The 22,477-nt window shown below is 56.9% G+C and carries 19 protein-coding genes; 9 read left to right on the top strand and 10 right to left on the bottom strand.

All coding sequences use genetic code 11. The features are described from left to right. The first annotated feature begins 57 nt into the window (after positions 1-57). Positions 58-384, top strand: coding sequence for a hypothetical protein (locus ACM6JQ_RS18130; protein WP_414894411.1), 327 nt, complete (start codon positions 58-60; stop codon positions 382-384). Positions 385-433: 49 nt separating this feature from the next. After that, positions 434-628, top strand: a complete 195-nt coding sequence (locus ACM6JQ_RS18135) for a hypothetical protein (protein WP_414894412.1) — start codon at positions 434-436, stop codon at positions 626-628. Between the two features lie 58 nt (positions 629-686). Here the strand turns inward: ACM6JQ_RS18135 and ACM6JQ_RS18140 are convergent, their stop codons facing one another. Then, a complete protein-coding gene (locus ACM6JQ_RS18140; protein ID WP_414894414.1) occupies positions 687-896 on the bottom strand; it encodes a hypothetical protein in 210 nt (69 codons plus the stop codon). A 102-nt stretch (positions 897-998) separates the two neighbouring features. Between ACM6JQ_RS18140 and ACM6JQ_RS18145 the strand changes: the two genes are divergently transcribed. Then, a complete protein-coding gene (locus tag ACM6JQ_RS18145; RefSeq protein ID WP_414894415.1) occupies positions 999-1,241 on the top strand; it encodes a DUF4224 domain-containing protein in 243 nt (80 codons plus the stop codon). Between the two features lies 1 nt (position 1,242). Next, positions 1,243-2,292: a tyrosine-type recombinase/integrase gene (locus ACM6JQ_RS18150; RefSeq protein ID WP_414894416.1), complete on the top strand. Its 1,050-nt coding sequence runs from the start codon at positions 1,243-1,245 to the stop codon at positions 2,290-2,292. A gap of 338 nt (positions 2,293-2,630) precedes the next feature. Here ACM6JQ_RS18150 and ACM6JQ_RS18155 read toward each other — a convergent pair whose 3' ends face one another. The 3 genes from ACM6JQ_RS18155 to galB are packed head-to-tail and all read right to left on the bottom strand — an operon-like array spanning position 2,631 to position 5,208. Then, positions 2,631-3,758, bottom strand: coding sequence for a 4-oxalomesaconate tautomerase (locus tag ACM6JQ_RS18155; protein ID WP_414894417.1), 1,128 nt, complete (start codon positions 3,756-3,758; stop codon positions 2,631-2,633). 2 nt (positions 3,759-3,760) lie between these two features. Continuing rightward, positions 3,761-4,477, bottom strand: coding sequence for a 4-carboxy-4-hydroxy-2-oxoadipate aldolase/oxaloacetate decarboxylase (locus ACM6JQ_RS18160; RefSeq protein WP_414894418.1), 717 nt, complete (start codon positions 4,475-4,477; stop codon positions 3,761-3,763). Next, on the bottom strand, positions 4,474-5,208 hold the full coding sequence (gene galB / locus ACM6JQ_RS18165; RefSeq protein ID WP_007915437.1) for a 4-oxalmesaconate hydratase: 735 nt from the start codon (positions 5,206-5,208) through the stop codon (positions 4,474-4,476). The genes ACM6JQ_RS18160 and galB overlap by 4 nt, the downstream gene beginning before the upstream one ends. Positions 5,209-5,362: 154 nt before the next feature. Between galB and ACM6JQ_RS18170 the strand changes: the two genes are divergently transcribed. Next, a complete protein-coding gene (locus ACM6JQ_RS18170) occupies positions 5,363-6,598 on the top strand; it encodes a LysR family transcriptional regulator (RefSeq protein WP_007915432.1) in 1,236 nt (411 codons plus the stop codon). On the opposite strand, the gene ACM6JQ_RS18175 is transcribed toward ACM6JQ_RS18170, so the two are convergent. From ACM6JQ_RS18175 to ACM6JQ_RS18185, 3 genes are all read right to left on the bottom strand, one after another. Further along, positions 6,573-7,820: an OprD family porin gene (locus tag ACM6JQ_RS18175; RefSeq protein WP_414894419.1), complete on the bottom strand. Its 1,248-nt coding sequence runs from the start codon at positions 7,818-7,820 to the stop codon at positions 6,573-6,575. The genes ACM6JQ_RS18170 and ACM6JQ_RS18175 overlap by 26 nt on opposite strands. A 123-nt stretch (positions 7,821-7,943) precedes the next feature. Then, on the bottom strand, positions 7,944-9,206 hold the full coding sequence (locus tag ACM6JQ_RS18180) for a gallate dioxygenase (protein WP_007915428.1): 1,263 nt from the start codon (positions 9,204-9,206) through the stop codon (positions 7,944-7,946). A 24-nt stretch (positions 9,207-9,230) separates the two neighbouring features. Then, positions 9,231-10,568 carry an MFS transporter gene (locus tag ACM6JQ_RS18185; protein ID WP_414894420.1) on the bottom strand — a complete coding sequence of 446 codons (1,338 nt, stop codon included), beginning with the start codon at positions 10,566-10,568 and terminating at the stop codon, positions 9,231-9,233. Between the two features lie 342 nt (positions 10,569-10,910). Here ACM6JQ_RS18185 and ACM6JQ_RS18190 point away from each other — a divergent pair, with 342 nt between their 5' ends. Both ACM6JQ_RS18190 and ACM6JQ_RS18195 read left to right on the top strand, forming a co-directional pair. Continuing rightward, positions 10,911-12,068 (top strand): HD-GYP domain-containing protein, encoded by a 1,158-nt coding sequence (locus ACM6JQ_RS18190; RefSeq protein WP_414894421.1) that lies wholly within the window; start codon positions 10,911-10,913, stop codon positions 12,066-12,068. 44 nt (positions 12,069-12,112) lie between these two features. After that, a complete protein-coding gene (locus ACM6JQ_RS18195) occupies positions 12,113-16,492 on the top strand; it encodes a response regulator (RefSeq protein WP_414894422.1) in 4,380 nt (1,459 codons plus the stop codon). A 221-nt stretch (positions 16,493-16,713) separates the two neighbouring features. On the opposite strand, the gene ACM6JQ_RS18200 is transcribed toward ACM6JQ_RS18195, so the two are convergent. Together ACM6JQ_RS18200 and ACM6JQ_RS18205 are read right to left on the bottom strand one after the other, a co-directional pair. Continuing rightward, complete coding sequence (locus ACM6JQ_RS18200) at positions 16,714-18,585, bottom strand: P-loop NTPase fold protein (RefSeq protein ID WP_414894423.1); 1,872 nt, start codon at positions 18,583-18,585, stop codon at positions 16,714-16,716. A 221-nt stretch (positions 18,586-18,806) separates the two neighbouring features. Continuing rightward, positions 18,807-19,223 carry a hypothetical protein gene (locus tag ACM6JQ_RS18205; RefSeq protein ID WP_414894424.1) on the bottom strand — a complete coding sequence of 139 codons (417 nt, stop codon included), beginning with the start codon at positions 19,221-19,223 and terminating at the stop codon, positions 18,807-18,809. Positions 19,224-19,588: 365 nt separating this feature from the next. On the opposite strand from ACM6JQ_RS18205, the gene ACM6JQ_RS18210 reads away from it, so the two are divergent. Next, positions 19,589-20,050 carry a hypothetical protein gene (locus ACM6JQ_RS18210; protein WP_007915403.1) on the top strand — a complete coding sequence of 154 codons (462 nt, stop codon included), beginning with the start codon at positions 19,589-19,591 and terminating at the stop codon, positions 20,048-20,050. A 16-nt stretch (positions 20,051-20,066) separates the two neighbouring features. Here the strand turns inward: ACM6JQ_RS18210 and ACM6JQ_RS18215 are convergent, their stop codons facing one another. Then, the gene (locus ACM6JQ_RS18215; protein ID WP_414894425.1) at positions 20,067-21,311 is read right to left on the bottom strand and encodes an MFS transporter; all 1,245 of its coding nucleotides are present in this window, start codon (positions 21,309-21,311) and stop codon (positions 20,067-20,069) included. A 230-nt stretch (positions 21,312-21,541) separates the two neighbouring features. Between ACM6JQ_RS18215 and ACM6JQ_RS18220 the strand changes: the two genes are divergently transcribed. Continuing rightward, positions 21,542-22,474 (top strand): AraC family transcriptional regulator, encoded by a 933-nt coding sequence (locus ACM6JQ_RS18220; RefSeq protein ID WP_007915400.1) that lies wholly within the window; start codon positions 21,542-21,544, stop codon positions 22,472-22,474. The last annotated feature ends 3 nt before the right edge of the window (positions 22,475-22,477 follow it).

The raw sequence follows: 22,477 nt of genomic DNA on the forward strand, positions 1-22,477 counted from the left end.
CAACTGTAACTCCTCTCACCCCTACTGAATAGTCGCCATAGCGACAAGGACGAAGTCATGTCTGAAAAAATCAAATTGATCCAACCAGCCACGGTCGTACGCGACGAAATGGGTTCGTTCCAGCACCCTGACCTTCCGTACTTCGATGAGGGCGACGGTGAAAAGTGCAAGGCGTGGGTAGCGGAACAGGGCCTGACCGTTAAGCAAGACCGTCTCGAATACGCCGACGAGGCGGTTGCCGATCGCTACTTCGAATCCGACGACCCGGACTTCAGCTACTGGGAGCCTGAAAAGCCCGACGGCGAAGGCTGGTTCTGCCTGGCCATGCACGACACTGACGACGGCCCACTCTGCTGGTGGGCACGCCGCGAGGTGACGCCATGATCTTCGCCCCGCTCTACATGGCCTACCTCATCTACCAAGGGCCGTGGCGATGAGAGTTGTCCCACACACCGGCTGGCTTCGGCGTCGGCTTGAAGCCACGATACTCATCTTGGCTGCCTGGATCATCGACGGTCGCAACGTTGGGCGATCGGGCGTCGTCTCCCGCCGCGATAACAACGACATGCGGTACATGGCGGAAAAGCTTGAAGGCATCGCCGATCGCATTAAACGCCAGTACCTGTAATACATCACCCAACTCAACAACCTGCCCGTGTGCGGCCGTACTGCGGGGAATCACTCTCTCATAACCAGTTCAGCACTCGCAGCACTCTCTCGAATGCTCGCTCACTCGCCACCCACGCCAGCATGACAAGGCCGCCTCCCGCGACTACGAAAATAAACCCACCAACCGCATCGATGACGACCAGAAATATTCCCAGCGTCAGGAGTGCGGCACCGAGCGCCCCCAGTACCGTCCGGCTTTCCTTTTGCTCGGGATACTTGTTGAACATCCGAATACTCCGCATCAGTTGCGCATCGATCAACTGTAGCCCAAGCGCAACCACCCAATATCAACCATCTTCTGCCGCCACGCGCGGCAATGGAGCATCACAATGGAAACAGAAATCCTCTCCGACGAGGAGCTGGCCGAACTCACCGGCTACAAGGCCAGGGCCTACCAGCGCCGCTGGCTGATTGATCGCCAGTGGGTCTTCGTCGAGAGCCGCGGTAAACGTCCACTGGTGGGTCGGATGTATGCCCGCATGAAGCTGGGCATGATCAGCCCCTCGATTGCCGATCCGAACCCACCGCCGGCTCCGCCGGCATGGACACCTGACTATTCGCGAGTGAACTGATATGCGCCCCCGCAAGGCCGATACACGCAACTTGCCGCCTCGGATGTACCAGTGGACGCGAACACGAAAAAGCGGAAAGGTTTGGATCGCTTACTACTATCTGGACATGACAGGCAAGGCGATCCCGTTGGGCAAAGATCTGGACTTGGCCAGGGTCAAATGGGCGGAGCTGGAGGCGAAGGAAAAGCCGCTCGATCTGCGCACCATGAAAGGCATCTTCGACCGATATATCCGCGACATCGTATCGAAGAAAGCTGCGCGGACGCAGAAGGACAATTTGGCGGAGATCAAGCAGCTTCGGCCGATGTTCGACAGCGCTCCTATCGACTCAATCACCCCAGCAACTATCGCTGGGTACCGCGACGCGCGGACAGCGAAGGTTCGGGCGAATCGCGAGATTGCCACCCTCTCCCACGTTTTCAACATTGCTCGAGAATGGGGGCTGACGACCAAAGAAAATCCCTGCCAAGGCGTACGAAAAAACAAGGAAACACCGAGGGACTATTACGCAAATGATGTGGTTTGGGATGCTGTTTACGTGAAGGCAGCTCAGGAGCTGAAAGACGCGATGGATTTGGCCTATCTGACCGGGCAAAGACCGGCCGATGTCTTGGTCATGAGGAAGGACGATATCGAGGGAAATTACTTGGGTGTGCAGCAGAACAAGACACACAAAAAGCTGCGTATCCAGATGACTGACGGTGATAAGCCAAACAGCCTGGGCCTGTTGATCGGCAAAATGGCCGAGCGCAATGCTCTGCACATTTGCAGCTATTTGATCGTAAGCGCACGCGGCAAGCGGATGACAGCGAAGATGCTCCGCGATCGATGGGACGATGCCAGAGAAAGGGCAAAGAAAGAGGCTGTAGAAAAAGGCGATGTTCAGCTGGCGGAGAAAATAGGAGGCTTCCAGTTCAGAGACATCAGGCCGAAAGCGGCTTCGGAAATCCTCGACGTCGGTGATGCGAGCCTACTCTTGGGCCACACCAAAGGGGACATCACCGAGCGCGTGTATCGACGAATTGGCGCCATTGCAAAGCCATCGAAATAGCCCGAAAAACCGTTACAAAACTCAAACTTCGCCCCTTGTAGAATGCGGGCTGTAGAGTTGGCGAAAAATAAACGTATCGTAACGAAAATCGGCTACAGGCCCCGGTTTCATTGGCTTTGAATATCGGTCTTGAAAACCGTCGACTGTAACAGGTCCATGAGTTCGAATCCCATCGCCTCCGCCATATTCTGTACCGACAAAGCCCTGATTATTCAGGGCTTTGTCGTTTCTGGGGTTTGAGATTTCCAGATTTCTTCGCTGGTTGGCGGCCACCCACTAAAAAGGTCAGCCAAGGCTTGCCACCGGAATAGGCAGGAGCAAAGTGAAAAATGGAGTTTTCAGCTCTTTACGCGTACTTGCGAGAGGCACTCTCCTGATTGACCAACGGCTTTACCACGCCAGGTCGCTGATGGAATGCAGACGAAGCCATCAAACAGTAACCGAGCCGTGCGCATCAGTCCGCACCCGACCAATCGCTCGTCCTGCAAGCGCACCTCCACCGTGAACTCGCCCGTCGGATGTTCGATCGACAGGCGTTTCACCTCGCCCTCCTCCACCACCGCCATGACCGCTGCCACACTGCCTTTGATCAGGCAGGCGGCGGCCACGCTGACTGCGCCGAACACGCCAATGCTGGTGTGGCAGCGATGGGGAATGAAGCTGCGTGTGGTGATGGCCCCACCGACCTGCGGCGGTGCAATCAGGCACATTTTCGGCACGTTGCGCTGGCTCACATCATCCAGATTCATGCGCCGCCCCGCTTGCAGGCGGATGGACTCCAGACGCTGTTTCAGTGAAGCATTGACGTCGAGTTGCGCGGGACTCTCATAGCCACTGCAATCCAGCTCTTGCGCGTTGATCAGCACCACGGGCATGCCGTTATCGATGCAGGTCACTTCAACGCCGTCGATCACGTCCCGGGCGTTGCCGGTCGGCAGTAAGGCGCCGCAACTGGAGCCCGCGACATCCTCGAATTCGACAATCAACGGCGCGGCCTGCCCCGGCACGCCGTCAATACGGGCGTCGCCGTCATAGCGCACTTCACCATCAGACGTTGGGACATGGGCGATGGCGATCTGTCCGGTGTTTTCCATATAGATCCGCACAGGGGTGACATCGGCTGTCGCCGCCACCAACCCGCGCTCGATGGCGAACGGACCGACACCGGCGAGGATGTTCCCGCAGTTCTGACCGTAATCGACACGCGGCTCATCCACCAGCACCTGGGCGAAAAGGTAATCGACATCAGCACCCGCGCGGCTCGACGGTCTGATGATCGCCACTTTGCTGGTCAGTGAATCACCGCCGCCAATGCCGTCGATCTGCCGCGCATCCGGCGAGCCCATCACCGCCAGCAACACGCGATCTCGCAGCGCAGGCTCTTGCGGTAAATCGTCGGCCAGAAAGTAAGTGCCTTTCGACGTACCGCCGCGCATCAGCAGACAGGGAATGCGGGTCTGCGCCATGCTCAGTCTCCCAGTTCTTCAAGGCTGTCGACGTAACGCAAACCCTTTTCCGCCAGGCGCGCGCGCATGTTGTAGATGTCCAGACCCAGTTCGCCCTTGGCCAGGCGCAGGGCCTTCTGTTCCTCCAGGTCGGCGCGGGCACGACTGGCTTCGACGACTTGCAGCAGCTCGGTGCGTCGCACGACCACCACACCATCGTCATCAGCAACCACCACATCACCCGGATGCACCAGTTGCCCGCCGCACACCAGTGGCAGGTTGACCGAACCCAGGGTTTCCTTAATTGTGCCTTGCGCGCTGATGGCGCGGGACCAGACCGGGAAGCCCATTTCGCGCAGGGTATGGGTGTCGCGCACGCCGGCCTCAATCACCAGCGCCCCGACGCCGTGAGCCTTGAGCGAGGTGGCCAAGAGGTCACCGAAGTAGCCGTCGGTACACGGTGAACTCGGCGCAACCACCAGAATATCGCCGGGCCGGCATTGTTCGACGGCCACATGGAACATCCAGTTGTCACCCGGCGCAACCAGCACCGTGACGGCTGAACCACTGATCACCGTGCCTTGTTGAATCGGCCTGATCGAACTCGCGAACAGTCCTTTGCGGCCCTGTGCTTCATGTATGGTCGCGACCCCGAAGCGTTTCAACTCATCGACTAGCGCCGCTTCGGCCCGCTGAATATTGCGCACAACAACGCCTGTCTTGCCGATATGTTCGCTCATCCCAGATTCTCCGTGACACGCGGGAAAATACTCTGGTAACCCTCGCCATAAACGATGTTGCGGGTTGAGGTGATCCCGACATTACGTTTGGCTTGCACACCGCGTTGCAGGGCGACGCGCGTGTAGTACTCCCACAAATGCTCCTGTCCGGCCATGCACTGGATGGCCGCGTACTTCTTGTCCCAGACATCAGTGATGTCGAGCAATACATCGGGGCGCCATTCGCATTGCTCGGGCTGGTGTGGCTCGAAACTGTAGACCGGCGGTGCACCGACGATTTTCTCACCCGGTTTATAGCCTTCGGCCTGGGCGATGATGCGCGCCTCCTGGGTCAGGTTCATGGCCAGCGGGTGATCGTAGTTGTACGGGTCTTTGAGCGAGTGACTGAGGACGAACTCCGGTTGCACCCGGCGAAAAACATCGGCTAGACGGAACAAGGTTTCCTTGTCGGCGCGCATCGGGTAATCGCCGATATCGAAGAACTCGACACTGGCCCCGAGAATGTCGGCGGCGGCCTGAGCCTCTTCGCGACGTGCGGCTTTGACCTTGTCTTCGCTCATCTCGCCCTTGCGCCACAACTTGGCGGATTCGCCGCGCTCACCGAACGACAGGCAGACGATATGGACGTTGTAACCCTGCTGCGCATGCAGGGCAATGGCACCACCGGCACGCCAGACAAAATCGGCTGAGTGGGCGCTGACAACCAGCGCGTTTTTGGTTGATTCGATCATTGCGGATACTCCTTTGCGTTGCGAAAGAGCATCGCATCGCACGCCGCCGACGGAGTAATGCGTTCGAGTGTTCGAGGTATGCGTTTTTTTTATTGCCACTCGAAAATAGCGGCGGCATAGTCGTCGGATTCGCCGACCCACAGAGTCCTTACCCATGGAAGTCTTTGAACTGCCGAGCCTGATGCACGTGCGCGCCTTCGTCCGCGTGGCTGATCACGGCAGCGTCTCCAAGGCGTCAGTCGCGCTGTACCGGGCGCAATCGGTGGTCACCCGATCGATTTCCGAATTCGAAGAACGGCTAGGCGTAATGCTGTTCGAGCGGCACGCCAACGGTATGCGCCTGACCAATTTCGGAGAGCGTTTGCTGCCCCGAGCGCGACGGGTGCTGGCAGAGCTTGGGAGCGTGCCGACATTGCTCGGCCAAGGTGAAAAAGCTGCGATTGAACCGCTTTATCTGTTCCAGGCGCGACGCCTGCAAGTGTTCGTCAAACTCTGTGAAACCCAGCACATGCAGACAGTGGCCAACCTGTTGGGGCTGAGTCAGCCTGCGGTCAGTTCGACGCTGAAAGTCCTCGAAAACGGCTGCGGCCAATCGCTGTTCGAGCGCACGCCGCGCGGCTTGCAACCGACCCGCGCGAGTCATGACATCCTGTTTGCAATCCGCCGTGCGCTGAACGAACTGCGCCATATCGACAGCGACATCACCGCCCTTCGCGGTGCCTTGCACGGCGTCGTCCACGTCGGTGCCCTGCCCCTCGGCCGCACGCGCATCCTGCCCGAAGCCATCGTGCGCCTGATGGCCGAGCACCCGGGTATTCAAGTGATCACCAATGAGAGTCCCTTCGACCTGCTGGCGACTGAATTGCGCGCCGGTGATGTGGATTTCATTTTCGGAGCGCTGCGTTCGTCGACCTATGCCAGCGACCTGGTCGGTGAGTCACTGCTGACAGAGGAAATGGTCGTGCTTGCGCGGCGTGATCATCCGCTCTACGGCAAAACCGGCCTGCAAGATCATCTCGCTAACGCGAAGTGGGTATTGCCGCGCGCCGGTTCGCCGGCGCGCAAAATGCTCGACGACTGCTTCGCCGGTTTCGGCATTCCGGCGCCTTCCCCGGTGGTGGAAAGCGCCGACATGGCGATCATTCGCGGACTGTTGTTACGCTCGGACATGCTCGCAGCCGTTTCAGCGCATCAACTGGAACAGGAAATCGCTAGCGGCGAGTTGTGCATTTTGCCGCTGGAATTGAAACAGACCGCCAGGGCCATCGGCCTGACGTACCGCAGCAGCTGCCTGCACTCACCGGTCGCGCAGGCGTTGATGGAGGTGATCCGCCAGGTAATCCGAACTCAGGCCAATGAAGCGGTTAAAGCAGGTTCAACGGATAGCTGATGATCAAGCGATTCTCGTCGAACTCATTGCTGCTGTAATCGCGGCGAATGCTCGAGTTGCGCCAGCGCAGGTTGAGGTTCTTGAACGCGCCGTTTTGCAGCGTGTAACCCAACTCGGATTCGCGGCCCCATTCTTTACCGTCGGTGACGGCTCCGCTGTGCACATTGTCGCCGCTGATATAACGGTTCATCAGGGTCAGACCGGGCACGCCGAGGACGGCGAAGTTGTAGTCATGGCGCAGCTGCCAGGATTTCTCCCGCGCATTGTCGTAGCTGTTGTTGTAGCTGTCGTTGGCCAAGGTTCCGCCGCTGGTGCCGTTGACGCGCATCCAGGCATCGTCGCCGCTGAGCTTTTGCAAACCGAGGTAAAACGTGTTGCCGCCGTAGCGTGCCGACAGCAATGCCGAGAACGTACGGTTGTCCAGATTGCCTGCGCGGGCACTGCCATCCTCGCGACCCCAGAAGTAGCCAAGATTGGCGCCCAGCGTCCAGTCACCCAGTGGTTGGCTATGAACCAGTTGCAGATACTGTTGCTGATAGATGTCCTTTAGCTGAGCATTCCACACGCCGATCATCGTGCGCTTTTCGTTGAACGCGTATTCGCCGCCGACGAAGTTGAAACGGTCAGAGGTAAACGCGGTTTTGCCCTGCATGAACATGTCTTCCATGCTTGAATCGTTGCGCGGACTGTTCTGCCGGAACTGACCGCCATACAAGGTCAACCCGGCGATATCCTGTGAAGTGACCTGACCGCCACGAAAGGTTTGTGGCAACGAGCGACCGTCGTCGGAACGCAATATCGGCAACACTGGCATCCACTCGCCGAGCTTGATTTCGGTCTTGCCGATTTTCATTTTCCCGGCGACAGCCAGGCGCCCAAATTCATCGGCAGGTCGGCCATCACTGTCCAGCGGCAGCAATTGCGTGCCTCCCGTGCCTTGACCGCCGTCAAGCTTCAGCGAATACAGGCCCAGCACATCCACACCAAATCCGACTGCACCTTGGGTGAATCCAGAGCGGAAATCGAGAATGAAATTCTGCGTCCATTCCTCGGCTTTGCCCTGCGCATTGGCCGGGTTGGTGAAATTACGATTGATGTAGAAGTTGCGCAGATTGAGATTGGCGCTGGCGTCTTCCACAAAGCCTGCGGCGCTCGCCTCGACAGGCAGCACACAAACAGCGGACAGCGTGAAGACTACGCGAGTATTGGCGGTGATTTTCATTGTTATTGTTATCCATTTTTTTGGGATGAAGCAGTCCGCTACGCCCGCATGAGCCGGGCGCAGTGAAATCATTCAAGGATGTTGCGAAGCGGCCCGGAGCGAGCCGTCGATGACGCCGTGACGTTAGCGCGGGGCCTTGCCCGCTACCGAATAGAGCACCTGCTGATTACGGGTTTTCATGAACGCCTCCAGGCTTTGTCCGCGCATCGCTGCGTAGATCTGCAGATTCGGCACCCCAACCACGGCAGCGAGTTTTTCCAGCACGAAGAAAATCGCCCCGTAGTGAATCAATCCGCGCCAGTCGCGGCGGCGCAGCAGATCCCGCTCTTCGTCGCTCAGCCCTGCTTCATCGAACAGCGCTTCGGGTTGGTCGAGGAAACGCTGACGCCAGTGCGGCTCGATCATGCGATGCAAAAACTTGTTCAACCGATAGCCCTTGGCGCTGCGTTCCAGGGTGAACGGATAGGTGCCTTCAAGCTTCTCGATACCCGCCAACTGATGCTGCATGTGCTGCAAATGCCGCGCAATGACGTCAACGGGAACGGGCCGATCCTGATTTTCCAGCAACAGTGTGGCAATGCCGGTCATCGACGGCAGGTAGTAATCCTGGTGCAGGTTTTTCACCGTGGCCGACAGCGCGCCGCGCATGATCAGCCAGGTGATCACTTCCGAACCTTCCATGCCCCCCAGCGCGGCGTATTCGGCATGGGTCATTTCGGTCAGGCGCTCGGGATCATTGACCAACAGATCAATGAACTGCTGGTCCCACTCCGGGTTGTTGAACCCACAGCGTTCGCCGTGCACCTGGTGGGAAACGCCACCGGTCGCGACGATGGCTACTTTCAAGTCCTCGGGGTAGCTTTCGATCGCCCGGCGCAGCGCCTGGCCCAACTTGTAGCAGCGCCGCGCACTCGGCACCGGGAACTGCAACACGCCAACCTGCAGCGGCACGATCTCCACCGGCCAGTCCGGCTCGCACGGCAGCAGCGCCGACATCGGCGAGAAGAAGCCATGATCGAGCGGCTTGTCACGGAAGAAACTCATGTCGAATTCATCCGCTACCAGGCTCTCACCGATGTGCCGCGACAGCGCCGCATGGCCAGCGATCCCCGGTAACTCGCGTGGATTACCGCCCTCATCAGCGACTTCGTAACGCTCATCGACACCGAGGGAAAAGGCACCATAGTGATCAAAGAAAAACGAAGTCACGTGGTCGTTGAATATATAGAACAGCACATCCGGTTGCTGCTCCTTCAGCCACACCTTGATCGGCTCAAAACCACGGAAAATCGGCGCCCAGGCGGCCTCATGCTGCTTGTCGTGATCGACCGCAAAGCCGATGGTCGGGGTGTGAGATACAGCGAGGCCACCAATGATGCGTGCCATAACGAGTTCCTTTGTCGAAAAAGATTAATGCGTCAGCAAGGCCCGATTGACTCGGCGCCGTGCATGACCGTTGGCCATGATCGCCAGTGCAGCGATAAAGGCAGGCACGCTCAACAGGGCAAACAGCAGCGGCAACCCCAGCCCAAGGCTGAGCACCGCGCCACCGATGAGTGAACCAAAGATAGCCCCGAAGCGGCCGATACCCAGCATCCAGCTGACGCCCGTGGCGCGGCAATCTGTCGGGTAGTACCCCGGCGCGAAAGCATTGAGGCCGGTTTGCGCCCCACTCATGCAGAAACCTGCCGCCACCACGCCGAACGCCAGCAGACTGGATTCAAGGCTGAAGGCGCCCAGCAGCAGAATGAAAGCGCCACCCAGTGCGTAGGACGTGGCAATTACCGCGTTTGGATTACGCCGGTCCATCGCCCAGCCGACTACGATGGCGCCGACGGTACCGCCAATCTGAAACAGGCCGGTGATGGTCGCGGCGCGTTCGATGGACAGCCCACCTTCACGCAGCAGGGTCGGCATCCAGCCCATGGTCAGGTAGATCACCAGCAACCCCATGAAGTAAGTCGCCCACAAAGCGAGCGTGCCGAAGCGATAGGTTTCGGTGAACAACAAGCGCAGCGGTGCTTTTTGCTGAGCCTGCGGTTCGGCGATGACGAATTTCGTCGCTGCGCTGAACGTGCCCCCCAGCTTGCTCAGCACCTTGGCAATCTGGCTGGCGGGCGCGTTGCGCGCGGCGAGAAAACGCGCCGACTCAGGCAGCAACAGCCACATCAAGGGCAGCAACAACATCGGCAGAATCCCGCCGGCGAGCAACACCGACTGCCAGCCGTGATGGGGAATCAACCATGCGGCGAGAAATCCGCCCAACCCCGACCCCATATTGAATCCGGTGAACATGATCGTGATGAACAGTGACCGATTGCGTTCCGGCAAATACTCGGAAAGCAGTGTGGTGGTGTTTGGCAACGCTGCGCCCAGCGCCACACCGGTCAGCAGACGCAAGGCCGCCAGTTCGTAGGGATTACGCGCAAAGGCGCAGGCTAGGCTCAGCACGCTGAAGCCAGTCACTGCCGTCAGTAGCACCTTTTTGCGGCCGATTCGGTCGGCGTAAGGGCCAGCGGTCAGCGCGCCGATCGCCAGCCCAACCATGCCCGCGCTCATCACTGGGCCAAACGCTGCTTTTGACAATCCCCACTCTTGAATCAGCGAGGGAGCAATAAACCCCATCACCGCGACGTCGAAGCCATCGAAAAGCACAATGAAAAAACATAAGCCCATAATCAGCCACTGGTACGGCACCACTTTGCGGTTGTCGATCCACGCTTTGATATCGACCGTTTCACTCGTCATGCTCTCACCTTCTTATTTTTGTAGAAGTCCCGACGGACAAGGCCTGTAAGTAGACCGTCCACGCTGAACGATGAAGGTGACTGTAAAGCCGCAGGTATACCGCCCGCCTCTGGGAAATCCTTAAGCAGGTATCGGTTTTTCTTATCGGGGGATCAAAAGAGATAAACGGGGCGTGGTAGAGCGTGGGATTGATGGCCGTGGCGCGAGCGGCCAATAATCGAGTACCTCATCGAACAAACCTCCCTGCTTCGACCTACCGATTGCAGCTTTTCTAGCTACGCTTGCCGACAAGAGTCTGGCGTAAGTACGCCTACTGCTTATCAGTCAAGGGAGCCAACATCCATGGATAGCATGCAGGGCGTTTATCCATCAGCAACCGTTCTGGTGGTCGACGATACCCCAGACAACCTGATGCTGATCGCCGAGTTACTCAAGGACAAATACCGGGTCAAGGCCGCCAACAGCGGCGAGAAGGCCTTGCGCCTTCTGCAGGCCGACACGCTCCCCGACCTGATTCTGCTGGACATCATGATGCCGGGCATGTCCGGTTATGACGTTGCCGAGCGGCTCCAGCATGACGCCCGCCTCTGTCATATACCGATCATTTTCCTGACCTCCATGACCGCCACGGAGGACGAAATTCGCGGCTTGAGCCTCGGCGCTGCTGACTACATCACCAAGCCGATCATTCCTCCGGTGCTCATGGCCAGGGTCGAGACTCAGGTCAAGCTCAAGGCCGTCGCCGACTTTCTGCGCAATCAAAACGATTTTCTGGAACAGGAAGTGCAACGCCGTACCCGCGAAGTGATTGCCATCCAGGATGTCACCATCCACGCCATGGCCTCGCTGGCCGAAACCCGCGACAACGAAACCGGCAACCACATTCGCCGCACCCAGCACTACATAAAATTGTTGGCCGAACTGATGCGCGAGCATCCGCGCTTTCGTCACTTTCTCGACGAGGAAACCATCCAGCTGCTATTCAAATCGGCACCGCTGCACGATATCGGCAAGATCGGCATTCCTGATCGCATCCTGCTCAAGCCCGGACGTCTCACGCCGGAAGAGTTTGAGATCATGAAGACCCACACAACCTTGGGACGCGACGCCATCCAGCACGCCGAGGACCAGTTGGGAATAGGCGTCGACTTCCTTCGTCTGGCCAAGGAAATCGCCTACGGGCATCAAGAAAAATGGGATGGCAGCGGCTATCCGCAAGGGTTGGCCACCGACGATATTCCGATCAGCGCGCGTTTGATGGCTGTGGCGGATGTCTACGATGCGCTGATCAGCCGCCGCGTATACAAGCCCGGCATGCCCCATGAGCAAGCAGTGGAAATAATCCGCGAAGGCCGAGGCAAACATTTCGACCCGGACATCTGCGATGCATTTCTGGCCAATGCCGGGCAGTTCCAGAACATTGCCGTGCAGTTCGCCGACAGCGATCAGGACTTGGCCAGACAATTGGCCTTGCTTGAACAGATCGCTGACCAACCCTGAGCCGTGTGCCGCTCTTTGCCCCCCACTGCTGAACGAGGCCCGTTATGAACAGACTGTTCGAGACGCTCGAGCGCCTGTCCCTGCGCAGCAAATTGATCATCGGCTTCGCGGCGCTGCTGATGTTGGTTCTGATACTGGGCGTGCAAAGCCTGCGCACCCAGTATTCGCTCAGGAACGAAATGCAGCAGTTGTACCAGCAGGATCTGGTGGGTATCCAGCATGTGCAGGAAGTCCGGGTGCAGTTGCCGTATCTTTTGCTGGCCATGCAACGTGCGATCGCGACCAACAACGCGGACATTCGCATCAGCGCCAGAACGCAGATGAGTGTCGCCCAGGAACGACTCCACGAAGCCCTGGAACAGGTGCGCCCGACACTGCGGCGACAGAGCAGTCTGAGCAGTCTGCTGGAGTTCGAGAGGGTCTTGCAGCGTCTGCAAAAAGATGGCGATGCGGCGCTGGAATTCGCCGGCAAAGGCTCCCTCGGTCAAGCCTGGATGTTGCTTAACAGTCAGGATTTTCTCGCGCTGGAACAGGGCAGCGACGGGCTGCTCACGCAGATCGAGAACAACAAGCAAGCCGACATCCACGATACCGCGAAGAATCTGGCCGAATATGCGCAGCGCAGTACCACGATCACCTATGTGTTGCTGCTGGGCGGGTCGACACTGGCCTTGCTGTTGACCTGGCTGGTCAGTTATTCCATTCGCGTGCCGCTCAATCGTGTCCGTGTGGCGGTAGACGAATTGGCGTCCGGCAAACTCGACGGGCAGATCCCCCACACCGACCTTCGCAACGAAACCGGTGACCTCGCCCGAGCCATCGCCACGTTGCAGGTGGAGGCTTGTCAGCTTGAGCGCCAGCGCTGGGTTAAAAACCACACTTCGCTTCTGCAAGTGGATCTGCAACAGGCGGAAACGCCGCAGCAGTTGGCCCAGGCTTTTTTTAGCCACATCGCGCCGCAGTTAGGCATGTGCCAAGGGGCACTTTACGTTCTCTATGAAGGCGCCTCGCGCCTTCGATTGGTGGGCGGTTACGCGGTGGACAGTGAGCATCCGCTGCCCGTTGAACTTGCGCTCGGTGACGGGTTGCTTGGCCAGTGCGCACTGGATCACCAACCCCGCCACCTGCAGAATTTACCCGAACCGTTTTGGCATGTACGCACGCAGTTGGGCGCCGCTCCCGCCAGCGTCCTGATGGTTCAACCCGTGCTGCGTGGCGAACGCCTGCTCGGGGTGGTGGAAATGGCCGGTTTTCGCCATCTGGAAGAGAACGAAGCGCTGCTCTTGCAAGAAGTGTTGCCCAGGCTGGCCGGCGCCATGGCCATCATGGAGCGCAGTGAGGCGGCCCAGGCGCTGCTGCTGGAGACTCGTCGTCAGGCGGACGAAATGGGCGCGCAGACTTTGCAACTGGAACACCAGGCCAGCGAACTGGAGGCCCAGCAGGCAGCATTGCGAGCCACCGAGGCCTGGTATCGCGGCATCATCGAGGCAGCACCGGACGGTATGCTGGTGCTGGGGGCTGACGGTCGCATTCTGATGACCAACCCGCAAATGGACAGCCTGTTTGGCTATGCCCCCGGCGAGTTGATTGGCGCCAGCATCGAGCGTCTGGTGCCTCAGGCTGCCCGCGAGCGTCATGTCAAATTGCGCGACGGTTTCATTGCCAGCGGCGGCACCCGGCAGATGGGTGGCGATCTGGAGGACCTGAGCGGCGTGCGTAAAGACGGCAGCCTGTTCTCCGTGGAAATTGGCCTTTCCCACCTGCCCCGCCTGGAAGGTCGTGGCGTCTGCGTCTGTGCCTCGGTGCGCGACGTGAGTGAGCGCAGAGCGATGGAAGCCAGGCTGCGGACTGCCAGCGATCGCCTGAACCTGGCACAAGAGGCCGGCGACATCGGTCTGTTCGACGTTGATCTGGTCAGCGGCACAAACTATTGGACGCCGCAGCTTGAAACCCTGTTTGGTCTTGAACCGGGTGCCTTCGGTGGCACGCTGCAGCACTGGCAGGCGCTGGTGCATCCCGAGGATGTGGCGCGGGTCAGCAGCACCTTCGACAGCGCCGTGCAGAGTGGCGATGACCGCGTCGAATTCGACTTTCGCATCGTGCGCAAAAATGACGGGCAGATACGCACGTTCCGCTCGCTCAACCGTTTCTCACGCACGCCGGACGGCCAGCCATTGCGCGCAACCGGCATCAACATCGACGTGACGGCGCTGGCAGAAGCAAGAGCAGCAGCCGAAGAAGCAACTCAGGCAAAGAGCGAGTTTCTTGCCAACATGAGCCATGAGATCCGCACGCCGATGAACGCCATCATCGGCATGAGCCACCTGGCGCTGCGTACCCATCTGGATAATCGCCAGCGCAACTACATTGAAAAGGTGCATCGCTCGGCGGAGAACCTGCTGGGAATCATCAACGACATCCTCGATTTTTCCAAGATCGAGGCCGGCAGGATGAGCCTCGAACAGGCGCCTTTCCGCCTCGAGGACGTGCTCGACAGCTTTGCCGCCATGATTGGTCTGAAGACCGAGGACAAGGGTCTGGAGTTGTTGTTCCAGATCCCGCCCGATCTGCCCACGGCCCTGATCGGCGATCCCCTGCGCCTGGGGCAAGTGCTGATCAATCTGGGCAACAACGCGGCCAAGTTCACCGAGCACGGTGACATCGTGGTCGGCGTGGAAGAAGTGGGTACACACAACGAACACGTGCAACTGCACTTCTGGGTGCGCGACACGGGCATCGGCATGACCGTCGAGCAGTGTTCACGCCTGTTCCAGTCGTTCAGTCAGGCAGACAGTTCGATCACTCGCAAGTACGGCGGCACCGGGCTCGGCTTGTCCATTTCGAAGAAGCTGGTGGAGCTGATGGCCGGCCGAATCTGGGTGGAAAGCCAACCGGGGGTCGGCTCGACATTCCATTTCCAGGTGCAACTCGCTGTGCAGCAAGGCGTGCAGCCGCGCCGTATGTTCAAGGCCGGCGAGCTATTGGGCATGCGGGTACTGGTCGTGGATGACAATGCCAGTGCGCGTGAAATTCTCTCAGGCATGGCGCGCAGCTTTGGCCTGGAAGTGGATGTCGCGCAGAGCGGTGATCTGGCGCTGCGCATGTTGGCCGACGCCGAGCACAAGGCACTGCCTTACAATCTGGTCTTGATGGACTGGCGGATGCCCGGCATGGATGGCATGGAAGCCGTGAGCAAAATGCATTCCGCCAGCCTGATGCGCACGCCATCGGTGATCATGATCACCGCATTTGGACGCGAAGAAGCCCGCGAAGAAGCCGAGCGCCAAGGCATCCAGTTGCCGGTGGTACTGACCAAACCCGTCACGCCGTCCTCGCTGCTCGAAGCCATCGGCGTGGTGCTGGGCAGAGAACCACAGGGTGAAACGCGAACGGGCGAACGCTCCCTGCACAATGCCAACACCGTCGCCAGCCTCAATGGCGCGCGGCTGCTTCTGGTCGAAGACAACGATCTCAATCAGGAACTGGCCAGCGAGCTGCTGGAGAGCGTCGGAATACGCCTGCGACTCGCCACGCACGGTCAGGAGGCCCTGGACATCCTCGCCGAGGATGGCGACTTCGATGGCGTGTTGATGGATTGCCAGATGCCGGTGATGGATGGCTACACGGCAACCCGAAAAATTCGCCAGCAACCACGCTTCAACACTTTGCCGGTGATCGCCATGACCGCCAACGCGATGGACGGTGACCGCGAGCGCGCCCTCGAATGCGGCATGAACGACCATATCTCCAAGCCACTCAACGTCGAAACCATGTTCGCCACACTGGCAAAATGGATCAAGCCACGTGCCGCTCAAGCATCGCTGAACGCAGGATTCGCCGATGGCTTGCCCGAGCAGCTTGAGGGCATCGACCTCGCGGCAGGTCTCGCCACCTGCATGGGACGACGGGATCTCTACCTACGCCTGCTCTGCAAGTTTCGCGACACTCAGATAGGCTTTATCGAGCAGTTCCACACCGCACGGATCGATCCGGATGCTGGCGCCGCTGAACGACTGGCGCACAGCTTGCGCGGCACCGCCGGCAACATCGGCGCCAAGGCCGTGGCGCAAGCCTGCGCTTTGCTGGAACAGGCCTGCCATGATGGCGAGCCGGCTACGGTGCTGCAAGGGCTGGCGATGCAGGTCGAATATTGCCTGCAGCCGATTCTGGTCGCACTGGCCGACCTCAAGGCAGACACACCGGCCGGCGCAGGTGATGAGCTACAGAACGACTCCGCTATCAACGAGCAACTGAACAGGCTCATGGGTCTTTTGGACGAAGGTGACACGGCGGCTTTGGATGCGCTTGCGGGATTGCGCAACATGCGACTTGATCGGGCGTTAGAAGAACGCCTGGCTCTGGTCGCGGTACAGGTGGAAAGGTTCGATTTTGATCGGGCTTTGAAGCTTTTGCAGGATGGGTGATTTGAGTGAGGAGGTTGCCGTAGACGGTTTCTGTAGATGAGCGATTTTGGCCGATATCGGTCGCTCACGAACGACCGCTTTCGGCCAAAAAGCGGACGTTTTGAGTAGAGAAATTGAGAAATTAAATCCGTCCCCTTTATCCTTCGCCTAGAAGCAAGAAACCTGCGAAAAATCGGGGCTCCAGTGACTTGAACGACGTTTCAAGGGTTTTCATACAGAGCCTAGTAGGCTGATCCTGTTTTTGCATTTTTGATGAGCGACTTAATTATTGGAATGACTTTATTTTCATTGAACATCTCAAGTAGGTGTGATTTTAATGATGTAGCCTTTATCTGTCCGGATTTCAATCGCTCACTTACAGCCTCCCAGAATTTATGTTCTTCGTGCAGGATTTGAGAAAATGTTCTTCCATTGAGAGTATGGTTGTCTCGATAGCGGAAGGACACCATTTCACTGATAAATTGAAGGTCTTTGTTGGTGGATTTTTCAAGTCTGCCGATGAAGTCGTCAGGTGAAAGCTTTGCAAGAATAGGCGTATATTCATTATCTTTGTTGAGTAGTTTTGCTAAGGTTTTGACGTCTGAGTTTGTGAATTGTTCGTTCAACGCGTCGGCTGCTCTCTTTGCCCTTAGCTGCTCACCTGTTTCGAACGAGTCTTTACTCTGTGCTAGCAGTCTTTTTCTTAGATCGATAAAGGAAGGATCTTTGGCTGACAAATATATGTAGCCGATGCCGTCGCTAAAGGTGTTCCCACTCAATTGTGTTGTTAACCACGCCTCGCTACTTTTGTATTCATTAACGAAGCGCTTGGTGGCTTTTGTTATGAAAGGAATGCTGAGAGATGATAATTTTAGTTTGCTAAAATAGATGGCGATGGATATTTTGTGTAGGTATATACGGGGGTCGCATTCAGTGCATTGAACTATTTCTTGCTCTACGATCCTTATTAGCTCTGAAAATTCATTTTCTTCCAATTTTTCGTAATCTAGCAGTTGAACCCAAGCAGGATCTTCCTTCGTTTTTTTAGAGGTGTTTTCGATAAAATATACTAACTTTGATGTCGCCTCATTAATGTTGTTGAGTTTGCCTTTGCACAGTATTTCGGCCCATATTTTCCCCGAGTAAAGGTGTGGACTGTTAATGAAGTACTTATTGAAAACAATCGATTCCCCATCATCTTTTCCTCTACTGTTAGAAAACGGCTTATCGCCTTCGAGATCGCCCTCTTTAAGCTGGCCGGACTTCAGCTCAAGGCTCAGCGCAAAAAAAGTTCGCAGTAGATATTTGTAAAATACCGGATGTTGAGTGTAAGTTTTTTGGAGACACTGAAGAAAGTGCGAAAAATCAGATATCGTTTGTTTAAGTTTGCGTAAATTCCTGTAATCTGCCACTTCGTAGATGTTTTTTATTTCTTCTTTTATACAGATTTCTTTGGGGGCTTTTAACTTGACCGCAACACTTACCCTCAATAGCTCATCTAGAATTGATTCGACATCCTGCGAGATCTCAAATGTCTTGCCGATTACCTTCTCTTTGAATCTTGAATAAATCTCCCCTTCTTCTTCGTTGAACTGCTTTTCATTTGCGATCAAAACAACCCTAACTTTAAGGATTTCCGTTAGTTCGTTTATGTACCCAAGAGTATCCTTAAGGGGGATGCTGCTGCGCTCGATGTCGTCAAGAACTAGGACAAGATCCTTATTTGAGTCACCTGGATAAATTTTTTCGAAAAGCTCCAACTTATCAAGCTTTACATTGGTGGTGCCGTCAGGTTTTCCGTCGGAGTTCAGATCTACTTTAAATCCAAAACTCAAGGCACCCTTAAGTAGCTTTCCTGCTAGTTTAACTTTTTGATTAGCAAAAAATGGATATATAGCCTCAAATATCTTTTCATTAATTTCTTTGGTGCTTGCAAGGCTAAATAGACTGATTTTTATTATTCTGGTTTTTTCTTGTGGATTGCTTGCTATAAAATTATCAATATAATGAGTCTTTCCAGCCCCCCAATCACCACTTATGAGAAAAGCATATTCAGGTGCTTCGATGGTTAAGTAGTTTCTTAGGTTTTCGGATATGTGTTCATTCGGGTTCATGGTTTGCCGAGCTCTAGAGTTTATATAGCCACTCTGTGGCAGGTATACGGATAGTGAGGACTTGATTATGCAAATTATGACTTTTATTTTGACGAAATACCTGTAACCACAACGATTACGCTATTGAGTTTTTTGGGAGGGGGGGCTGATTTATTTTCTGCAAATAAATCACCCCCCTTTTAGTCCCCTTTTTTGATTGTATCACGCGCCTACACTAGAACTCAGACTTCAAACTCACGGGCGGCCTCAGGATCAACTTTGTATTGATCACAGAGAGCGACGTACTGAATTATGGTTTCGACCAGCCCTTGTAGTCTAAGCATATTCCCCTCAGTTGTTTGCCTAGAGTAACCCAGTGCTTCTGACTCACGAAGAACGTCCCTGGACAACTCTTGCCTTATGCTACTCAGGAGAAGCTCTCCGCAATTAAAAACTTCTCGAAAGTCGTATAGCGTATCTAGCCTGCCCTCCGTCAGCATTCGAACAAGATAACCGTACTCGCGCACAACCTGCCTATTTATATTCAACCCACCAAACCCATCAAATTTAATGTCATGTTTTACTATGAACTCTTTGATCTCTTTTGGAAGAGGGTTCGGCTTGGCGTTACGAAAAACACTTAGGACTCTGTTTAGCATGATTTCCTTGCCTGGCTTTGAGTAATTTTATATAAATCCCGGCAGGCAAAAGCCAACTCCTTTTGCTACCACGCATGACTTATTCAAACCATCTTTCGAAACTTTGCTCCGCAGACTGTAATTATTATTCAGGAGCATTACATTATTATCGGCCGCGCACCTGAAAACTTTAAATAGGTACGCGAAGAGCCGTGCGGGACTTTTGGTTCAAGCGTTAGAATCCACTTTCGAGCGGAAGTGGTGACGAATGAATGGCAGCCAATTCACCCAACACCCCTTATGTAACCCAAAAACACGCCGATATCGTCCAGCAGCACGGAAGCACCGCAGCAGCACTGACTCCCTAGAAGGAAGGAACCCAAACAATGTTGGAACACCTCTGGCGCAACATCCATTCCCCGGACTACTTGCCCAACGTACTGGAATGGATGCTCCATATTCTCCTCAGCCCGTTCATGGTGATCATGTGCCTGATGGTCGGGGCGCTGGCGGGAAAATGGTGGAGAGCCCTGCCCTACGGCAGCCTGACTTGTTATGTGGTCTTTCTGAGCCGGTCTTCTTTCTATCGCTGGGAAAGCATTTTCCCCCTAGCCGGCCTGCCTGCGCTGGCGATAGATGGCGCACTGCTTGCGCTGCTCGGCTTTTATTTGAAAGGCGTACTCAGAACCCGCGCAGACGCAAAACCCGAAGGCCATTGGCTGCGCAGGCTTTATCAAGGCCTTAAGGTTTTTCTGCTGACGATCATGGTGATGTTCTGGGGATTGGTCGTGCTGTTTGTCGTGGTCTTCACGGTCTCGGTCGCGACCCAACCGTCATTGGTGCATTGAGTAGCCTCCTGCTTGATCAGACAAGTCGGGACCCAGCTTCGCCGGAAACAGCGGCCGAATGAGCTGCCGGTTCGACAAGATGAACTTCAGTGGCATTGCGACCCGCCAGCCAGGCCAGCACAGACGCGGCGACCAACACCGCCGCACTTAGCTCAAATGTGGCTTTGTATCCGCTCAGGTCAAAAGCCAGACCGCCAATGATTGCGCCTCCGGCGATCGCCAGTTGCACAATGGCCACGAGCAAGCCGCCTCCGGCTTCCGCGTCATCCGGAAGCGTCTGCGCCAGCCATGTCCACCAGCCGACCGGCGCGGCTGTGGCAACCAGTCCCCAGAGGCCGAGCAACACGGCGGTGAGCACCGGTGATTTGCCGAAGCTGACCAACGCCAGCGCGATGGCCGCCATGATCAGCGGGATGACGGTCAACGTGCGGTAGAGGCTTCGGCCCATAAACCGTTCGATCAGAAAGGTGCCGATAAACCCTGCCAGTCCCAGCCCCAGCAGCATCAAGGACAAGGTTGAGACGCTTACGCCGGTCACGCCCTCAAGAAAGGGACGCAGGTAGGTGAACAGCATGAACTGGCCCATGAAAAATACGCTGACGGCGACCATGCCCAAGGCTACTGGCGGCTGCTTCATCAGGCGCAGAACGTTGCCGCTACCGGCTTGGCGCTCGGCCTTGAACGACGGCAGGCTTATCAGCAGCCAGACGGCGGCCAGCACTGCGACCGGAACCACACAGAAGAATGCCCCGCGCCAGCCGATCAGCGAGCCAAGAAAGCTCCCTGCCGGAGCGGCGATGACCGTGGCCAAGGCGTTACCGCCATTGACGATGGCCAGCGCTCGCGAAACCTGTTCAGGCTTGACCAGACGTATTGCAGTCGCCGCCGACAGTGACCAGAAACCACCAATCGCTATCCCGATCAGCGCACGTCCAAACATGAATGACGGGTAACCCGGCGCGACCGCGACGACCGTACCAGAGACGATCATCAGCAAGGTCAGGCCCAGCAGCAGCTTCTTGCGCTCGACGCGAGCGGCGACCGAGGCAATCAACAGACTGGTGATCAAGGCAAAGGCACCGGACACGGAAATGCCCTGCCCGGCCTGGCCTTCGGTGATGTGCAGGTCGGCCGCAATCGGCGTCAGCAGGCTGACCGGCATGAATTCTGAAGCGACCAAGGCGAATGCGGCCAACGACATGGCCAGCACAGCGCTCCAGCCGCCTGTTCTTTTAGATGGATCTGTAGATGGAAACGTCATGAGAACTACCTGTGGTGCGAAAAACCTGTGGATGTGATGCGCAGGGGCAAGCGGTTTGTCGTCCCTTCCGGACACTGCCCCCGTAACAGATAGACACATTCTCCCGGTCAATCCGGCCCTTCCCTAGCGCATTCCTCTTGAATGCTTGCCTGATCCTCTGGCGATGCAGGGTGATGGATAGGAAACGTCTCGCGCGCGCATTAGAGTTCAGTCAACAGGAGTGACCCGACATGATCCCTACCCCTCTGCCCCAGGAATCGCCTTTGGCGTTGCACATTGACCCGCGCGTGAGTGCGCCGGGTGACTTCGCCACGGCCATACCCGGGCTGTCGCTGTTTCGTCGCGACCAACCGGCGCCGCCCGTGGTGTGCATGATCGAACCGAGCCTGATTCTGGTGGGGCGCGGCGAAAAGCGTTTGTGGGTCGGTGGTGAGGGTTACAGCTATGACCCGTCACGGTTTCTGGTGACGTCGCTGGACTTGCCCGCCAACTCCGAAGTGATGCTCGCCAGCCCCGAACAGCCTTGTGTCGGCCTCGTGCTGAAGCTGGATGTCAGCATGCTCGCCGAGGTCATCACCAAGAGCGGCTTGCCGGCCAAGCGGCAGCCAGCAACGGGTACGGGCGCCGCGATTGGCAGCCTGTCCTCTGCGCTGGAGGGCGCACTTGATCGGCTGCTGGCATTGCTCGATGAACCCGAGGCGATCCCGGTGCTGGCGCCGCTGATTCTGCGCGAAATCCACTATCGGCTGCTGCACACCGACCAAGGCGCACGGCTGCGGCAGATCACGGCCGTCGATGGTCAGGGTTATCGCATTGCCAAGGCCATTGACTGGCTGAAGGTCAACTACACCGATGCTCTGCGCATCGACGATCTGGCCGCGCGGGTGCAGATGAGTGCGCCGACCTTTCACCACCATTTCCGACAGCTCACTGGCATGAGTCCGCTGCAGTACCAGAAATGGCTGCGGCTCAACGAAGCGCGGCGGCTGATGCTGGTCGAACGCCTCGACGTTTCGCGGGCGGCGTTTGCGGTCGGCTATGAAAGTCCGTCGCAGTTCAGCCGCGAATATGCCCGGCTGTTCGGCACCGCGCCGAGTCGTGACATTGCCCTTTTGCGTGGGCAGCCATTCGAAGCAGAAGCCCTCGGCACAGTAGCGAATTGAACG

The organism is Pseudomonas sp. IT-232MI5 (assembly GCF_949767845.1).
GTDB lineage: Bacteria > Pseudomonadota > Gammaproteobacteria > Pseudomonadales > Pseudomonadaceae > Aquipseudomonas.

Excerpts from the sequence above, each read along its gene's own strand:
- galB (WP_007915437.1), bottom strand. The coding sequence starts at position 5,208 with ATGATCGAATCAACCAAAAACGCGCTGGTTGTCAGCGCCCACTCAGCC.
- ACM6JQ_RS18215 (WP_414894425.1), bottom strand. The coding sequence starts at position 21,311 with ATGACGTTTCCATCTACAGATCCATCTAAAAGAACAGGCGGCTGGAGC.
- ACM6JQ_RS18145 (WP_414894415.1), top strand. The coding sequence starts at position 999 with ATGGAAACAGAAATCCTCTCCGACGAGGAGCTGGCCGAACTCACCGGC.
- ACM6JQ_RS18195 (WP_414894422.1), top strand. The coding sequence starts at position 12,113 with ATGAACAGACTGTTCGAGACGCTCGAGCGCCTGTCCCTGCGCAGCAAA.
- ACM6JQ_RS18155 (WP_414894417.1), bottom strand. The coding sequence starts at position 3,758 with ATGGCGCAGACCCGCATTCCCTGTCTGCTGATGCGCGGCGGTACGTCG.
- ACM6JQ_RS18135 (WP_414894412.1), top strand. The coding sequence starts at position 434 with ATGAGAGTTGTCCCACACACCGGCTGGCTTCGGCGTCGGCTTGAAGCC.
- ACM6JQ_RS18140 (WP_414894414.1), bottom strand. The coding sequence starts at position 896 with ATGTTCAACAAGTATCCCGAGCAAAAGGAAAGCCGGACGGTACTGGGG.
- ACM6JQ_RS18160 (WP_414894418.1), bottom strand. The coding sequence starts at position 4,477 with ATGAGCGAACATATCGGCAAGACAGGCGTTGTTGTGCGCAATATTCAG.
- ACM6JQ_RS18170 (WP_007915432.1), top strand. The coding sequence starts at position 5,363 with ATGGAAGTCTTTGAACTGCCGAGCCTGATGCACGTGCGCGCCTTCGTC.
- ACM6JQ_RS18180 (WP_007915428.1), bottom strand. The coding sequence starts at position 9,206 with ATGGCACGCATCATTGGTGGCCTCGCTGTATCTCACACCCCGACCATC.
- ACM6JQ_RS18150 (WP_414894416.1), top strand. The coding sequence starts at position 1,243 with ATGCGCCCCCGCAAGGCCGATACACGCAACTTGCCGCCTCGGATGTAC.
- ACM6JQ_RS18175 (WP_414894419.1), bottom strand. The coding sequence starts at position 7,820 with ATGAAAATCACCGCCAATACTCGCGTAGTCTTCACGCTGTCCGCTGTT.
- ACM6JQ_RS18130 (WP_414894411.1), top strand. The coding sequence starts at position 58 with ATGTCTGAAAAAATCAAATTGATCCAACCAGCCACGGTCGTACGCGAC.
- ACM6JQ_RS18205 (WP_414894424.1), bottom strand. The coding sequence starts at position 19,223 with ATGCTAAACAGAGTCCTAAGTGTTTTTCGTAACGCCAAGCCGAACCCT.
- ACM6JQ_RS18185 (WP_414894420.1), bottom strand. The coding sequence starts at position 10,568 with ATGACGAGTGAAACGGTCGATATCAAAGCGTGGATCGACAACCGCAAA.
- ACM6JQ_RS18220 (WP_007915400.1), top strand. The coding sequence starts at position 21,542 with ATGATCCCTACCCCTCTGCCCCAGGAATCGCCTTTGGCGTTGCACATT.
- ACM6JQ_RS18200 (WP_414894423.1), bottom strand. The coding sequence starts at position 18,585 with ATGAACCCGAATGAACACATATCCGAAAACCTAAGAAACTACTTAACC.
- ACM6JQ_RS18210 (WP_007915403.1), top strand. The coding sequence starts at position 19,589 with ATGTTGGAACACCTCTGGCGCAACATCCATTCCCCGGACTACTTGCCC.
- ACM6JQ_RS18190 (WP_414894421.1), top strand. The coding sequence starts at position 10,911 with ATGGATAGCATGCAGGGCGTTTATCCATCAGCAACCGTTCTGGTGGTC.